Origin of the sequence: Nitrosomonas sp. (assembly GCA_031316255.1) — a bacterium.
Classification (GTDB): domain Bacteria; phylum Pseudomonadota; class Gammaproteobacteria; order Burkholderiales; family Nitrosomonadaceae; genus Nitrosomonas.
In genome coordinates this window covers 2388265-2403606 of the sequence record JALDQW010000001.1, presented here as the reverse complement: position 1 = coordinate 2403606, position 15342 = coordinate 2388265, and the positions used below count along the sequence as shown (strand labels likewise).

17 protein-coding genes are annotated in these 15342 nt (G+C 38.8%); 3 read left to right on the top strand and 14 right to left on the bottom strand.

Going from position 1 to position 15342, the window contains the following annotated elements; translation table 11 throughout:
* Positions 1 to 3: 3 nt before the first annotated feature.
* Together MRK00_10645 and trmL are read left to right on the top strand one after the other, a co-directional pair.
* On the top strand, positions 4 to 786 hold the full coding sequence (locus MRK00_10645) for a ComF family protein (protein MDR4517828.1): 783 nt from the start codon (positions 4 to 6) through the stop codon (positions 784 to 786).
* 37 nt (positions 787 to 823) lie between these two features.
* The gene (trmL, locus tag MRK00_10640; protein MDR4517827.1) at positions 824 to 1294 is read left to right on the top strand and encodes a tRNA (uridine(34)/cytosine(34)/5-carboxymethylaminomethyluridine(34)-2'-O)-methyltransferase TrmL; all 471 of its coding nucleotides are present in this window, start codon (positions 824 to 826) and stop codon (positions 1292 to 1294) included.
* A 9-nt stretch (positions 1295 to 1303) separates the two neighbouring features.
* On the opposite strand, the gene MRK00_10635 is transcribed toward trmL, so the two are convergent.
* The 5 genes from MRK00_10635 to MRK00_10615 are packed head-to-tail and all read right to left on the bottom strand — an operon-like array spanning position 1304 to position 6240.
* A complete protein-coding gene (locus MRK00_10635; protein MDR4517826.1) occupies positions 1304 to 3409 on the bottom strand; it encodes a type IV pilus secretin PilQ in 2106 nt (701 codons plus the stop codon).
* A 10-nt stretch (positions 3410 to 3419) separates the two neighbouring features.
* Positions 3420 to 3929 (bottom strand): pilus assembly protein PilP, encoded by a 510-nt coding sequence (locus tag MRK00_10630; protein MDR4517825.1) that lies wholly within the window; start codon positions 3927 to 3929, stop codon positions 3420 to 3422.
* Positions 3926 to 4540, bottom strand: coding sequence for a type 4a pilus biogenesis protein PilO (locus tag MRK00_10625; protein ID MDR4517824.1), 615 nt, complete (start codon positions 4538 to 4540; stop codon positions 3926 to 3928). The genes MRK00_10630 and MRK00_10625 overlap by 4 nt, the downstream gene beginning before the upstream one ends.
* 12 nt (positions 4541 to 4552) lie before the next feature.
* The gene (locus tag MRK00_10620; protein MDR4517823.1) at positions 4553 to 5140 is read right to left on the bottom strand and encodes a PilN domain-containing protein; all 588 of its coding nucleotides are present in this window, start codon (positions 5138 to 5140) and stop codon (positions 4553 to 4555) included.
* Entirely contained in the window at positions 5137 to 6240 is a 1104-nt protein-coding gene (locus MRK00_10615) for a pilus assembly protein PilM (protein MDR4517822.1), read from the bottom strand. The genes MRK00_10620 and MRK00_10615 overlap by 4 nt, the downstream gene beginning before the upstream one ends.
* 217 nt (positions 6241 to 6457) lie before the next feature.
* Between MRK00_10615 and MRK00_10610 the strand changes: the two genes are divergently transcribed.
* Positions 6458 to 8776: a penicillin-binding protein 1A gene (locus MRK00_10610; protein MDR4517821.1), complete on the top strand. Its 2319-nt coding sequence runs from the start codon at positions 6458 to 6460 to the stop codon at positions 8774 to 8776.
* Between the two features lie 70 nt (positions 8777 to 8846).
* Here MRK00_10610 and hemB read toward each other — a convergent pair whose 3' ends face one another.
* The 9 genes from hemB to rpsM all read right to left on the bottom strand — a co-directional run bounded on the left by hemB (position 8847) and on the right by rpsM (position 15326).
* Positions 8847 to 9860 carry a porphobilinogen synthase gene (hemB, locus tag MRK00_10605; protein ID MDR4517820.1) on the bottom strand — a complete coding sequence of 338 codons (1014 nt, stop codon included), beginning with the start codon at positions 9858 to 9860 and terminating at the stop codon, positions 8847 to 8849.
* A gap of 156 nt (positions 9861 to 10016) precedes the next feature.
* A complete protein-coding gene (gene yihA / locus MRK00_10600) occupies positions 10017 to 10676 on the bottom strand; it encodes a ribosome biogenesis GTP-binding protein YihA/YsxC (GenBank protein MDR4517819.1) in 660 nt (219 codons plus the stop codon).
* Positions 10677 to 10683: 7 nt separating this feature from the next.
* Entirely contained in the window at positions 10684 to 11439 is a 756-nt protein-coding gene (locus tag MRK00_10595; protein ID MDR4517818.1) for a type III pantothenate kinase, read from the bottom strand.
* A gap of 1 nt (position 11440) precedes the next feature.
* Positions 11441 to 12439 (bottom strand): biotin--[acetyl-CoA-carboxylase] ligase, encoded by a 999-nt coding sequence (locus MRK00_10590; protein ID MDR4517817.1) that lies wholly within the window; start codon positions 12437 to 12439, stop codon positions 11441 to 11443.
* 41 nt (positions 12440 to 12480) lie between these two features.
* On the bottom strand, positions 12481 to 12879 hold the full coding sequence (gene rplQ, locus MRK00_10585) for a 50S ribosomal protein L17 (GenBank protein ID MDR4517816.1): 399 nt from the start codon (positions 12877 to 12879) through the stop codon (positions 12481 to 12483).
* Positions 12866 to 13870: a DNA-directed RNA polymerase subunit alpha gene (rpoA, locus tag MRK00_10580; protein ID MDR4517815.1), complete on the bottom strand. Its 1005-nt coding sequence runs from the start codon at positions 13868 to 13870 to the stop codon at positions 12866 to 12868. Before rpoA ends, rplQ begins: the two co-directional genes overlap by 14 nt.
* A 32-nt stretch (positions 13871 to 13902) precedes the next feature.
* Complete coding sequence (rpsD, locus tag MRK00_10575; protein ID MDR4517814.1) at positions 13903 to 14529, bottom strand: 30S ribosomal protein S4; 627 nt, start codon at positions 14527 to 14529, stop codon at positions 13903 to 13905.
* Positions 14530 to 14539: 10 nt separating this feature from the next.
* On the bottom strand, positions 14540 to 14929 hold the full coding sequence (gene rpsK, locus MRK00_10570) for a 30S ribosomal protein S11 (protein MDR4517813.1): 390 nt from the start codon (positions 14927 to 14929) through the stop codon (positions 14540 to 14542).
* 37 nt (positions 14930 to 14966) lie between these two features.
* Positions 14967 to 15326, bottom strand: coding sequence for a 30S ribosomal protein S13 (gene rpsM, locus MRK00_10565; protein MDR4517812.1), 360 nt, complete (start codon positions 15324 to 15326; stop codon positions 14967 to 14969).
* Positions 15327 to 15342: the final 16 nt, after the last annotated feature.

Below are 15342 nucleotides of genomic sequence, written 5' to 3'. Positions count from 1 at the left end.
AGGATGATTACGGATTCACACATTATTGTCAATTTAAACAGTTATTTTTTGATCCAGACAAAAACATTGAGAAAGTTTATTTACAACAACTGTATTCTTTGCGATGCACTATCTGATCAAGATCTTTGTGCGGCTTGCTATAACAATCTACCTAGGCTTTCTGCTAATCAATGCAATACCTGTTCAAAAATTATCGCCATCACACGAGATAACAAATGTGGAGCCTGTCTTTCCAAACCACCCGTCTACACCACCACAATCGCAGCACTTTCATACACTTTTCCAGTGGATACACTAATACACTCATTAAAATATCAGACAAAACTTTACATAGCACCAGTTTTGGCTAATTTTTTTATCGATAAATTTAAATCCATGGAGTCACCTGAGCTGCCTGAATTTATAATACCTATGCCCTTACATCCCGAAAGACTGAAAGAAAGAGGATTTAACCAGGCATTAGAAATTGGCTATCACGTTGCCCGTCAGTTGAATATCGAACTCATTCCAGATAGTTGCAAACGAATTATAAATACACCACCGCAGACAAGTTTGCCTTGGAAAGCACGTAAAAAAAATGTTCAAAAAGCCTTTAGCTGTACTATCGATTTATCCGGAAAACATGTAGCGGTACTTGATGATGTTATGACAACTGGAGCGACATTGGACGAATTAGCGCAGCAATTACGCAGGCAAGGTACAAAAAAAATTACCAATTGGGTTATTGCAAGGGTACAAACCGATAAATTCCACACCCAATCAAACCAATCAAACATCTATTTCTAGGAAATTTGGGCTGTTATGAAAGTCGGCACCTGTTCTTATGTTCAATATTATTCTTTATCAACCTGAAATCCCACAAAATACCGGCAATATCATTCGCTTATGTGCCAACACCGGCACACAGCTACATTTGGTTAAACCTTTGGGCTTTATTTTACGCGACAAACAATTATTGCGTGCAGGTCTTGATTATCATGAGCTTGCCTGTATCAGGATTCATGAAAATTGGTCAGATTGTTTACATTCAATAGAAAAAAAAGGAAAACAACTTTTTGCCATAACCACAAAAGGAAAAATACACTATGACAAAATCAGATATACATCCGGCGATACGTTTTTGTTTGGATCAGAAACCCAAGGTCTACCGGAGGAAATTCTGTGTAGTTTCTCTTCACAAATGCGCATTCGAGTACCTATGATACCAAACAGCCGCAGCCTGAATATATCGAATACAGTCGCTATTATCACGTATGAAGCATGGCGACAGATAGGGTTTCAGGCTGCAATATAAGATAAATTTTTATTGCAAATTCAAGTTTTCATTCAAGATACGCGGTGTTACAAATACCAGCAATTCCCTTTTATCATCCTGTTTGGCGGTATTTCTGAAAATATGGCCAATATACGGAATATCTCCTAACAGCGGAACTTTGTTTACCACATTATTCTCGGCGCGCTCAAAAATACCACCGATGACAACTGTACCGCCATTTTCTACCAGAACTTTTGTTGTAACTTGTTTTGTATTAATAGGAGGAGGGAGAAAAGCATTGATACTTTCACCAATTTTATCCTGGTTAACACTAAGTTCCATATCAATCTGATTATCAAAAGTAATCAATGGCTTAACTTTCAAGCTAAGTGTCGCATCCATAAAGCGAATACTTGTTGCACCACTGCTGGTTGCCTGCTGGAAAGGTACGCGATCACCTTGTTCAATAATCGCCTCTACGCCATGCGCTGTCACAACCCGTGGACTGGCAATAACCCTTCCTTTGGTATCCGTTTCCAACGCAGATAATTCCAGATTAATCAGCCGAGAATTATTAATCTTGAGCAAACTTAATCCCAATGTTGCAGGTCCACCAAGAAGCGCGGCTCCTGCAGCCGGTAAATTTACATTTAATCCATCATTTAAAATCAATTTTCTATCTTCGCCTAATGCTGAACTATTATCAGCAATGTTACCGCCCACCATTAATTCATTGTTACCCGGTCTTGAAATTTGCTTGACACCGAAACGTGCGCCCAGATTACGGCTGAAAGTCTCTGTCGCTTCAACAATCCGCGCCTCAATCATGACTTGTCTTTCATACACATCCAAACGCTTTATGCGTTTCCTAATCTCACCAATTCTTACTGGAATATCGGTCACTGTTAATGTATTACTGATTTCGTCCGAATTAATCGTGCCACGATCACTCATCATACCTTCAAATGAAATTGAATTTACCCGACGGTGATTAAGCTGGAAAATCTCTGTGACCAAGGGTTCCATTTCAGTAACCTGCTGCTTTGCCTCGAGCTCAAGCAATTCTCTATCGGCCATTTCTTTGCTCGGCGCAACAAAAATGACATTCCCAGTTTGACGTTTTGAAAGACCATTTGCCTGTAGTACGATATCGAGCGCCTGATCCCAGGGAACATCTCTTAAACGCAGCGTCAGATTCCCACCGACTGAATCACTGGCAATAATATTTAGATTTGTAAAATCTGCAATTACTTGCAATACTGCTCGCACTTCCACATCCTGAAAATTAAGCGACAATTTTTCACCTACATATCCACCATTCGCTCGCTTGCGCCTGGCAACCTCATCTTCGTCTTCAGTCAGTGCACGGACTTCCAGAACAAACCGGGTGTCCGTCTGACGTGCCGTATGTTCCCAACGGCCAGATGGTTCAATCATCATACGAACATTATCGCCTTGCATGATCGTATCAAAAATCTGTATCGGCGTTCCAAAGTCGGTTACATCAAGCTTTCTCTCCAGATTACTGGGCAAATACGTGTCGATGAATTCCACTATGAGTTTTTCCCCTAGCTGACTCACGTCTATACCAGCACCAGCATGCATCATGTCAACAATAATTCTACCTTCACCACCTTCGCCACGGCGAAAATCAATATCAAGCAAACTATTCAATTCCTTCTCCAAGTTGTCCTGAGCAAAGTATGCAGTTGAATTCGTACTCTGGCGCTCATCAACAGCTTTGAGAACGATTAGTAATGAATTATCTTGCACCACTGTTTCATGCTGCATCAAACTGGATAGGTTAAACACCAAACGTGTTCGGTCACCCACTTGTACGATATTGATACTATGTAGATCACTCTCTTCTACTTCCTGATAATTCCTTCCTAATCCATTGGAAACATTATGAAAATCAAAATATAATCTATGTGGATTGCTAAGAGAGACTCCTATGGGTATATTCGCAAGCGGCTGGTCAAGGTCCAGTTTGGTAACCACTTTACCTTTCTCCAGCGCAGAGACTTGAATCGAATTCACACTATTATATAGTTTTTCATGTATGGTATCGGCATTGACCGGGTATGATAATAAACATAACAATGTTACGAACCATGGCCTTAATAATAATCTTTTGTTAATGGGCAGCCTCATTGTTAAACTCCTAATTATTAAGCATAAGTGTGCTAATACGCTCAGTCCATTCATTGATACCATCTTGAACTAGTTCTCTTAATTTAATTTGTGATTCAGAAATTTGATTTATCCTTCCATAATCCTGGCCCAGGTAATTTCCAACACTGACTCGAAGCAAGCTTCCTTCTGGTGTTTTAACAACACCATAAACAATTTCATCTTGCTCCAACGAACCCACCATTTCCAAACTCTCCAATGGAAAACTTTCCAAGAACTCTTTCCGTCTTGCCAAATCGGGCTTGATTCCATCATTCGAGTGTTGCACCTGTTCATTCTTTCTTGGAACAAAAGGGCTTGGTATATCAAAAGCCTCGTAAGTAAAGAACTCAAATAATTTAACTTCTGGCAATGGATCAACCTGACCACGAAGACCGTTGCCAGCATTATTAATAAATTCATCTAAGTCACTATGACCGCTATTCTCGCAAGCCAATAACAAAATGCACACAACCATTATCAACAGGTATTTTATTTTCATTGCCCTTGCACTCCCTGAACCATTACTTCATCTTCATCTAGGTAACGGAATGTTTTTGCAACAGTGTCCAGTATTAACAAATTCTCACTACCGGGCACAATATTGATATCATTAAGCGTTACTATCCGGGGTAATTGCGCAATATCGCTAGCAAATGAACTGATATCGTGATATCCACCGGTTACCCTTACGGATACCGGCAATTCTGCATAGAATTCATGGATTATTTCATTCTCGGCAGGTTTAAATAATTCGAACTGTAGTCCTCTTCCTAAACCTGCTTGATTAATGTCGACCAACAATGCTTCCATTTCTGATTTATTAGGAAGCTGTTTCAAAAGTGCACTTAAGGACTGCGCAATATCATTTAACTGCTGTTTTAAAATAGGCAAGTTAACTGCACTACGTTTTTTCAGGAGATATGTATCCTTCAATGTTTGTTCTTCTGTACGAATATTTTCAAGATTGTTTAATTGATCCTGCCAAACGAAATAATAACCGGCCCCGATTATTACAATTAGCAAGAACAATAATGCAGTCATCCGAATTGAATCCGGCCATTTACCAGGATCATTTGGATCAATATGGCGTAACTCTTCAAGCATATTCATAACTAACAAATCTCACAAAACATTAGTTTCCGCAGCAGCAATCTCGTCATCGTTAGTAACTGCCGATTTTAATTGGATATTCAAATTAAACTCATTCTGTCGAGAATTGTTTACCGACACAGCTTTAATTTCGATTAATGAGGGCGATTCAAACCACGAAGACGATTCCAGATTTCGCATTAATGTCGAAACCCAGGCATTTGATTGCGCATAACCGGTTAAATTAATCCGGCGCCCTTCTTGTTTGATACTTTTCAGATAAACACCATCTGGTAACAATCTAACCAGCTGATCCAACAAATGAACAACCTCTGATCGATTCCCCTGTAATGTTTCTACAACAGTTTTACGCCCAAGAAGTTCTTCTATTCGTCCTTTGATGTCTCTTATTTCTACAATCTGTCTATCTAGAATAGCAATATGATTAGTTAAATATTGGTTACGCTCACTCTGGTACGCAATTTTTTCATCGATTGCAATGTGCACACTCCAAATTGTTACTAAACCAAGCGCACAGATAATTCCGGCAAAGACTGCAAACTGCTGCTGCCGCGCTTTACGTTTTAACTCTCGATGAGGAAGAAGATTAATTCGAATCATGACGGATCAAAGCTACGTATAGCTAAACCACAAGCAATTAAAAGAGATGGCGCATCAATATTGATTTGCCTTGGAATGATACGGCTGGACAATTCCATGCTTGAGAATGGATTTACAACAAGTGTGCACACCTGTGTGCGTGAAGCAATGATCTCATCAAGACCAGGTATTGAAGCACATCCTCCAGCAATCAGAATATAATTAATTTCAGTATATTGAGTCGAAGTATAAAAAAACTGAATCGCTCTCATCACTTCGATAGCTAATGTCTCACAGAAAGGCTGTAGCACATCTGCTTTATAGTTTTCAGGCAAATTACCATTACACTTGGCTTTTTCCGATTCTTCCAATGACAAATTAAATTGATTATGAATTTCTTGAGTAAGTTGATTACCACCGAACGGCTGGTCACGCATATATACAGATTCACCGTTATGCAACACATTGGTTTTCATAACAGTCGCACCAATATCAACTATTGCGATTACTTGATCTTTTCCGCTATCAGGTAACTGATCTTTCATCAGTTCAAAGACAGTTTGTGAGGCATAGGGCTCCACGTCCATCACAACCGTTTTTAGGCCAGCTGACAATGACGCTGCAACACGATCTTCAACTTTGTCCTTACGAGATGCTGCGATAAGTACTTCCACTTCATCCGGATTGTTAGGTAAAGGCTTTAAAACTTGAAAATCAATATTTACTTCATCAAGTGCAAATGGAATATATTTGCTTGCTTCATTCTCTACCTGGAATCCTAAGTCATCATCATGCTGCCCTGCTGGAACAATTATTTTTTTGGTCACAACATCAGATGCTGGCAAAGCCATTGCGATTTTCTTGCAATTGGAACCCAGTCGTTTCCACCCGCGCTGTATACTCTCACTCACCGAATCCATGTTAACAATAACACCATCTTGTACTGCATCTGCCTGGAGTGGTTCTATTGCATACCGTTCTAATCGGTAGTTGCCATTTACTTTGCCTGCTTTCGATAACTCAACCATTTTTACGGATGATGAACTGATATCAACACCTATTAGAGACGATGACTTCATTTTCAGAAAGTCGAAGCTAATATCAAATTTTTCCTTGAACATTGTCTTATTTGAGGCGATACTCACGGGTTAATTAATTTCAAATCTGCCATAAAAAAATTGGGCAATAAATCTTTAGCTTAAAAAGCTTTGCACATAGAAGCTAGCAAGATTGGTTACAATTCTGACAGACTCAAAAAAAAATGATTTATGGAAAAAAGGGCTATAAACCCCTTAAACTGTTTTAAGAAATTTTGCTAATAATTTCGAATCTATCGTCATGTTCACCCGTTGGCTTTATTATTTTTTTATTTCATTTTCTGCACTAGGTGTAATCGGTGTATTGCTGCTTCTTTTTGTGGCCCTTGTTACATTCTCTTCGCTGCCTTCCCTTAATTCACTTACGGATTACCGGCCTAAAATTCCCTTACGTATATATAGTGAAGAGGGATTATTAATTGGTGAATTTGGTGCTGAGCGCCGCAATCTTGTAAGTATTGATGAAGTTCCTGTGCATCTAATACAAGCCATACTTGCTGCTGAAGACGACCGTTTTTACGAACATAGTGGGGTTGATTACTTAGGAGTCTTACGTGCCGCTTATTCTAATTTCACAGCTGGAACTGTACGTCAAGGTGCAAGCACGATCACAATGCAGGTTGCAAGAAACTTTTTTTTAACTAGGGAAAAAACACTCACTCGTAAGTTCAGTGAAGCGTTACTTGCATTTAAAATTGAACATAACTTAAGCAAAGATAAGATTTTAGAACTATATATCAATCAAATTTATCTCGGACAACGCAGCTACGGTTTTGCAGCTGCAGCCAAGACTTATTTTGGGAAATCTTTACAGGAAATTAATATGGCCGAAGCCGCGATGCTGGCTGGGCTCCCTAAAGCACCTTCGAGCTTCAATCCGGTAGTTAATCCTAAACGTGCAAAAACGAGGCAACGTTATGTTCTTGGTCGTTTACAAAGACTTAATCACATTTCTGAGCAAGAATTCAAACAATTAGAAAAACAGCCCGTTCCGATTGTGAAACAATCTAGAGAGTTTGCAATGCCAGCTGATTATGTTGCTGAAATGGCGAGACAAGTTGTTTATGATCACTTGAACGAAGAAGCCTATAGTAGAGGCATAAAAGTCTACACAACGATCCGGTTATCTGACCAGCAAGCTGCATACCAATCAGTACGCGCAAATGTTCTTGAATATGACAAACGTAGAGGATATCGTGGTCCAGAAGCTTATATTGATTTATTGAAGTATGGAACAGACCAAGAAAAAGCCTTAGAAGAAGCGCTTGATGACTTTAACGAAAGTGATAATATTATTCCGGTAGTTGTATTAACTGTAAAAAATAATGAAATCCAAGTCTACAAAAGTGGCGGAGAGATTCTGCAGATCAAGTCTCAAGGACTCAAATTTGTTGAAAAATTCCTGACTGAAAAAAGAAATACTGATAAAAGATATATCAGTCCTGGTGCAATTGTACGTATTCAACAAGATTCAGAAAAAATCTGGCATGTCGTACAGCTACCCAAAGTCGAAGCCGCTTTGGTTTCCATCAATCCGCATAATGGCGCTATTCGTGCACTAATCGGCGGATTTGATTTTCATCTGAACCAATTTAACCATGTAACACAAGCATGGCGACAACCGGGATCAAGCTTCAAACCATTTATTTATTCTGCATCGCTAGAGAAAGGCTTCACCGCCGCGACAATCATCAATGATGCTCCATTATCTTTCAGTGCGACTCAAACCGGTAGTAAATTATGGGAGCCAAGGAATTTTGACGGAAAATATGGCGGACCAATGCGTATGCGAGAGGCATTAGCCAAATCCAAGAACTTGGCTTCTATCAGGATCTTACAAGCAATTGATCTACAATATGCGCAGGACTACATCACACGATTTGGCTTTGAAGCAGATAAACATCCGCCATATTTACCTATGGTACTGGGTTCAGGCTCTGTAACGCCACTACAAATGGCGGCTGGATATGCTGTTTTTGCAAATGGCGGTTTCCGGATTAAACCTTATTTCATTAAACGCATAGAAGATGAAAACGGTAATATTCTTGAGCAAACACAAGCCGAAACAGCGTCAAGCGGAGCACAACGAGTAATTGACCCCAGAAATGCTTTTATCATGACAAACATGATGCAAGACGTTATTAATCACGGCACCGCCGTAAGAGCAAAACAGCTTGGGCGTTCGGACCTAGCCGGAAAAACTGGAACCACCAGTAATTTTATAGACGCCTGGTTCTGCGGTTTTCAGAAAGACCTGGTGGCTATTGCTTGGATTGGATATGATGAACCTCAATCGCTGGGAAAAAACGAAACGGGAGGGCGTGTTGCGTTACCGATTTGGATGCAATACATGGGCACCGCCCTCAAAGATGAACCGATGGCCAAGTATGTTCCACCTGAAGGAATTGTTGCAGAAAAAATTAATCCAGACACTGGTTTAAGAGTACTATCAAATGGTATAACTGAATACTTTTTTCGTGAGCAGCTGCCGCCGTTATCCCTTGATAATTCGAATGAATCAGGACGAACAACACCAAGCTTGAAAGATCAATTATTCTGAACAATTATCCAAAAGCAATCCATTTAGAAAAGAGGTATATGTGTTAGCTCAGAATATAGTCTGGCAGTGTTTACATCCTCTGTTTATTGAGCCAGCCAGCCGCTTCCAGTGCGTAATACGTCAAAATCCCGTCTGCGCCTGCCCGCTTAAACGAAAGTAGTGACTCCAAAACACAAGCTTCTTCATTTAGCCAGCCATTTATCGCAGCTGCTTTCAACATTGCATATTCACCACTCACTTGATAAACAAATGTTGGCGCTTTAAACTGATCTTTTACACGTCGTACGATATCCAAATAAGGCATTCCTGGTTTTATCAGGACCATGTCTGCACCTTCTACCAAGTCCAGTCCCGATTCCCATAACGCTTCGTTGGAATTAGCTGGATCCATCTGATAAGAATATTTATCCCCACCTCCAAGATTGGCGGCAGATCCAACCGCATCTCTAAACGGACCATAAAAACTTGATGCATATTTTGCTGAATAAGCCAATATTCTTGTATGAATAAATTGATTTCTGTCCAGAATATCTCGGATAGCACTAACGCGTCCATCCATCATATCAGAAGGTGCCACAACGTCCGCACCTGCTTGTGCATGTGTTAACGCTTGTTTACATAGAACCTCTACAGTTTCATCATTCAAAACATAGCCTTTTTCATCAATGAGCCCGTCTTGACCATGACTGGTGTACGGATCCAATGCAATATCAGTAATCACACCTAATTCGGGGAAACTCCGTTTCAACTGCCTAACAACACTCGGCACAAGACCTTCTGGATTATATGCCTCATCAGCTGAGAGACTTTTTAAATGCGTGTCAATGACTGGAAAAATTGCCAAAGCCGGGATTCCCGATTGCAAACATTGTTCAGCTTGTTTCATTAATAAATCAATACTCTGTCTTTTAACTCCAGGCATTGATGTAACATTTTCTGAACGATTTGTGCCTTCTAAAACAAAAACAGGATAAATAAAATCACTTGAATGGAGATGGTTTTCCCGCACGAGTCGACGTGAAAAATTATCTCGACGCAAACGCCGCATTCTTTTCTGTGGAAATTGACCTAATAGGTTTATCATAACTTATTTATTTTCAAACGAATATTAAAAAATAACTTTTCGGGGAACTTGTCTTATAGTTCTATTGTCTTCTAAATGGACGTAATAAATTTGTCCCCTGTCTTTCCTCCCTGAAGGCAGGGCCTTATGTGATATTAAGGCGATTCCCCCCGGTTTTTACTCCCCTTTAACCGGGGGTCTTTTATTGTGATTGCAATCATGATACTGACCTAATAAACCTGCATTGTTATCAACCCAGCTACCAATCGTGTTGCAAGCTTCTTCGATACCCGTTGCTTTTGTGCTAGAAAATAACTGCACACTCACTGTAGGATAATTTAATGCTAAGCTGTTTCTTACCTTATTAAGTGTTTGGTCTGCTTGCTGGCGACTCAACTTATCAGCCTTAGTCAACAAAATATGTATCGATTTCTGAGTTGTAGAAAACCAGTCCAGCATTTGGATGTCAAGATCTCTTAAAGGATGACGGACATCCATTATTAAAATAAGACCAAGCAACATTTCACGCGTTTGCAAATATCCGCTGAGAAATTTTTCCCAGTGATTCCGAATCTCTATCGGCACCTTCGCATAACCATATCCAGGCAAATCAACGAGAAAAAGCCCAGACCTCAGTTGAAAATAATTGATGCATTGAGTACGCCCCGGTGTCTTACTGACAAAAGCGAGTTTATTACGCCCAGTTAATGTGTTAATCACACTTGATTTGCCCGCATTGGAACGACCGGCAAATGCAATTTCAGCATAATCAGAGGTTGGTAGATCTTTTAATCTATTGACGGAAATATAAAAAGTTGCATCAAGAAATAAAGACATAACCGCCCTACATATTATTAGATTGTATATCTTTAGCCAAAATTAGCAATCCATCCAATACAACATTGTCAATGACCGTATGATTAAAATCAATATAAGGTAATAAATCAGCAACGCCGCCGCCACTCACAATACAGTTCTTCACAGCATAACCTTGCTGCAAATTAAATAGTCGCATTATTCTCTCTATTGAGCCCACGCATGAGTGAATAACGCCGCTATAAATGGCATTTACAGTATTGATTGGAAAAACTTCATATCGATAATTATCTTTATGACAAAGATCAATTTGGGTATTTGATTGGATACTATTTAGCAGTATGTATGAGCTAGGTACTATAATACCACCGAGAAAAACACCCTGATTTGACAACGCATCAACAGTCATAGCTGTACCCACATTAATGACCAAGCATGATTCATGATACTTATTCCATGCAGCGATTAAAGCAGCCCATCGATCGCTCCCGAGTTGACCTGGATTTTCATAATTGTTCGTTACACCGCATTGTCCTGACGTAGCTGTAACCCATATGGGTCGCGTATTCCAAATATCAAAGAAACTAGATAATTTATTATAAATCGTATTACTTGCCACATGAGCAACAATAATTACATCGGGTTGTTTTAAAGAATCCCATTCTTCAGGAAGATTTTCAATATCTTGATTGTGAATTTTATTGTAAAAAATCCTTTGATTATTTATAAAGTAACTCCATTTAAGGAAAGAATTTCCAGAATCTACTGCAAGTACAGAAAGCATCTTAAGTTTTAACTTTAAAGCTGACTTCACCGACACTAAAGTTTTTTCTACCGGAAGAAGTCTTAAGCACCAACGAACCGTCATCTTGCACACCATCAACGATGCCTTCAACGATTGACCTATCAGGCAAACTTAACAAGATATTGTGTCCTTGATAGGCGTGATAACAATCCCATTCATCACGAAACACACTAAATCCATTTATCTCAAACGTACTCAAAACCCTGTGAAGTTCTATAAGAAGCAAAGCAAGAATATGATTACGGTCAACCGCCCTGCCAGAAATTTCGAATAAATCCGTAACAGCATAATCAATCGTAGTCACCTGATTCAATGACAATTGAAAATTTATTCCAATTCCAATAATTGCGGCAACCGAATTATCCTGAGTTGCTCCGCATTCAACTAAAATTCCGGCAAATTTCTTCTTGTTATATAGAATATCATTTGGCCACTTTAATTGAACATCTCGACATGTAAAATTTCTGAATACTCTTATAAGACAAACACCTAGCACCAAGCTTAATGTAGAAAGATGCTGGATTTTGCGCTTGAACTGCCACAGCACGGAAAAAGTCAGGCATCCGCCTAAATTTGAAATCCAGCATCGATTCTTGGTACCTCTGCCTTTTACTTGCAACTCAGAAACGATAACTGGAATTGGGTCGTATTTAAGATATAACGATTTATTTCTATATAGATAACTATTTGTTGAGTCTAACAAATCGAATTTCGTTAAACCAAACAAACTTGAACGATCATTCAAATACGAATATATTGTGTCTTCATTTAGCCAAACAAATGACCTGTCCCAATATAGACTAATGCCATTTACCCGCTGTATTTCAATGCCAAGATGGCTAGCAACACAAATTGTTTCGAATAAAGATAAGAAAGTACAGTTTAATTTTGTAGTAAGCGTCTTATAGGAATAGATTCTGCCATCTGACAAGATCCTGAGTAGCCTGACGACTAATAATTCTGACTTAACTGTATACATTCATCATGTACACATGCTACTTTATTAACTTTACAACTTAATTATTGTTCTTCGTTGATTTCTTTTACTTCAGCTTCTTCGACAGGGCGATCTACCAATTCAACTAAAGCCATAGGTGCATTGTCACCTTTCCGAAATCCATACTTTAATATTCTTATGTAACCACCAGGGCGTGTCGCATAACGTGGACCAATTTCAGAAAATAACTTGATAACATTTGAACGATCACGTAATTTATCAAATGCTTTACGTTTGTTTGCCAAATTTGCGTTCTTACCCAATGTAATGACGGGCTCTGCATAACCACGTAATTCTTTAGCCTTTGGCAATGTAGTTTTAATAATTTCATGACGTAATAACGAATTCGTCATATTACGAAACATAGCGATTCGATGACTCGATGTTTTATTTAATTTCCGAAAAGCGTTATGATGACGCATGATTAATATCCTTTGTTTGATTTTCCAAATTGGCAGGTGGCCAATTGTCTAGCTTCATGCCTAATGTTAATTCACGAGCAGCAAGTACTTCCTTGATCTCGTTCAATGATTTTCTTCCAAGATTTGGTGTACGTAATAATTCAGCTTCGGTTCGTTGTATCAGATCGCCAATATAGTAAATATTTTCAACTTTCAAGCAATTGGCTGATCGAACTGTTAACTCCAGATCGTCAACAGGTCTGAGTAAAACAGGATCAATTTGTGGGATTTTTGGCAGTTCTGTAGGTATAGGCGTACTTTCCAAATCTGCAAATACTGATAGCTGTTGGACTAAAACTCTGGCAGCGTATCTAATTGCTTCTTCAGGATCGACAACACCATTTGTTTCAATGTCCATGATTAGTTTATCGAGATCCGTTCTTTGCTCGACCCTAGCACTTTCAACTGTATAACTTACTCTACGAATAGGGCTAAATGAGGCATCTAAAAAAATTGTACCTATACTTTTTTCTTCTTGAGAAAATTGACGCGTAGTAGCAGGTACATAGCCTCGACCTTTAGAAACCTTAAGTTGTAAATCTAACTTTCCACCTGTTGTTAAATGTGCGATTACATGATCTGGGTTTAGAATTTCTACATCGTGACTGGTTTCAATATCATTTGCTGTAACCACACCTTTTCCTGATTTGGTAAGTCTTAAAGTTACCTCCTCAGATTGATGCAGTTTCAGAACGATACCTTTGATATTCAGTAATACATCCACGACATCTTCCTGAACACCATCAAGCGTTGAATATTCATGCACGACACCAGCAATCTTGACTTCTGTTGGCGCGAATCCGGACATTGAAGATAACAGTATTCTACGCAATGCATTACCTAAAGTATACCCGTATCCTCTCTCAAATGGTTCCATTACAACTTTTGCATGTAATGGTGATATATTTTGAACATCTATAATACGTGGTGTTAATATATCATTAGTTTGCATTTAATAACCTTAAAGAAAGTGACATTGATATTTTATTTAGAATACAATTCAACAACTAATGATTCGTTTATCGTTGAAGGCAAATCAGATCTATCTGGTTTATTTTTAAATGTACCTTTCATTGCTTTTGGATCAACTTCAATCCAAGATGGAAATCCTCGATTATCTGCTGATTCCAATGACGCTTTTATTCTAAGTTGCTCCTTTGATTTCTGGTCAACTTCTATGGCATCGCCTGGCTTAACAATATAAGATGGAATGTTTACCTTCTTGCCATTTACCAATATACTGTTATGTCTAATTATTTGTCTGGACTCAGCACGTGATGTACCAAAACCCATAAGATAAACAACATTATCTAATCGGCTTTCTAATAATTGCAATAAATTATCGCCAGTAACACCGCGTTGTGTGTCAGCTTTTTTGTAAATAATTCTAAATTGCTTCTCCAAAATGCCATATATACGTCTTATTTTTTGTTTTTCTCTCAATTGACCGCCATAATCAGATATACGTCCTTTTTTTTGCCCATGCTGTCCAGGAGGATAATTCCTGCGTTCAATAGCACATTTATCTGTGAAGCATTTTTCTCCTTTTAAGAAAAGTTTTTCTCCTTCACGACGACATAATTTGCATTTAGATTCAAGATACCTAGCCAACAGATTCTCCTTAGATACGACGTTTTTTTGGTGGACGACATCCGTTATGTGGAACGGAAGTTACGTCAGAAATACTAATAATTTTAAAACCAGCGCCATTGAGTGCTCTAACCGCAGAATCTCTACCAGGTCCAGGTCCCTTGATTTTAACTTCCAAATTTTTTACACCACATTCTATTGCAGCTTTACTGGCTATTTCAGCGGCAACTTGAGCTGCAAAGGGTGTGCTTTTGCGTGATCCTTTAAAGCCTGCACCACCGGATGTAGCCCATGAAAGCGCATTACCCTGACGATCTGTAATAGTTACTATTGTGTTATTAAAAGATGCGTGGATATGCGCTATACCTTCAGAAATATTTTTTTTTATTTTTTTTCGAACACGCACATTAGCTTTTACCATTTATATTATCCTGTTAAATCAGAGGTTTTTAATACAATTATCGGGCGCGAATTAACTTACGTGGTCCTTTACGTGTTCGCGCATTAGTTCTTGTTCTTTGACCCCTTACAGGCAAGCCACGTCTATGCCGATAACCACGATAACATCCCAGATCCATTAATCGTTTGATATTCATTGAAATTTCACGACGCAAATCACCTTCAATGGTTAACTTTGAAATATGATCGCGAAGATCATCGAGTTGCGTATCGGATAAATCCTTTAATTTTATATCAGTCGCAATCCCTACTTCATTACAGATTTTAAATGAACTGGTTCGACCAATACCGAATATTGCAGTTAATGCAATACTGACATGTTGATGATTAGGTAAATTTACTCCTGCTATTCGTGCCATTTAGGTAACCTATTGA

Excerpts from the sequence above, each read along its gene's own strand:
- MRK00_10645 (MDR4517828.1), top strand. The coding sequence starts at position 4 with ATGATTACGGATTCACACATTATTGTCAATTTAAACAGTTATTTTTTG.
- trmL (MDR4517827.1), top strand. The coding sequence starts at position 824 with ATGTTCAATATTATTCTTTATCAACCTGAAATCCCACAAAATACCGGC.
- MRK00_10635 (MDR4517826.1), bottom strand. The coding sequence starts at position 3,409 with ATGAGGCTGCCCATTAACAAAAGATTATTATTAAGGCCATGGTTCGTA.
- MRK00_10630 (MDR4517825.1), bottom strand. The coding sequence starts at position 3,929 with ATGAAAATAAAATACCTGTTGATAATGGTTGTGTGCATTTTGTTATTG.
- MRK00_10625 (MDR4517824.1), bottom strand. The coding sequence starts at position 4,540 with ATGAATATGCTTGAAGAGTTACGCCATATTGATCCAAATGATCCTGGT.
- MRK00_10620 (MDR4517823.1), bottom strand. The coding sequence starts at position 5,140 with ATGATTCGAATTAATCTTCTTCCTCATCGAGAGTTAAAACGTAAAGCG.
- MRK00_10615 (MDR4517822.1), bottom strand. The coding sequence starts at position 6,240 with ATGTTCAAGGAAAAATTTGATATTAGCTTCGACTTTCTGAAAATGAAG.
- MRK00_10610 (MDR4517821.1), top strand. The coding sequence starts at position 6,458 with ATGTTCACCCGTTGGCTTTATTATTTTTTTATTTCATTTTCTGCACTA.
- hemB (MDR4517820.1), bottom strand. The coding sequence starts at position 9,860 with ATGATAAACCTATTAGGTCAATTTCCACAGAAAAGAATGCGGCGTTTG.
- yihA (MDR4517819.1), bottom strand. The coding sequence starts at position 10,676 with ATGTCTTTATTTCTTGATGCAACTTTTTATATTTCCGTCAATAGATTA.
- MRK00_10595 (MDR4517818.1), bottom strand. The coding sequence starts at position 11,439 with ATGCTTTCTGTACTTGCAGTAGATTCTGGAAATTCTTTCCTTAAATGG.
- MRK00_10590 (MDR4517817.1), bottom strand. The coding sequence starts at position 12,439 with ATGTATACAGTTAAGTCAGAATTATTAGTCGTCAGGCTACTCAGGATC.
- rplQ (MDR4517816.1), bottom strand. The coding sequence starts at position 12,879 with ATGCGTCATCATAACGCTTTTCGGAAATTAAATAAAACATCGAGTCAT.
- rpoA (MDR4517815.1), bottom strand. The coding sequence starts at position 13,870 with ATGCAAACTAATGATATATTAACACCACGTATTATAGATGTTCAAAAT.
- rpsK (MDR4517813.1), bottom strand. The coding sequence starts at position 14,929 with ATGGTAAAAGCTAATGTGCGTGTTCGAAAAAAAATAAAAAAAAATATT.
- rpsM (MDR4517812.1), bottom strand. The coding sequence starts at position 15,326 with ATGGCACGAATAGCAGGAGTAAATTTACCTAATCATCAACATGTCAGT.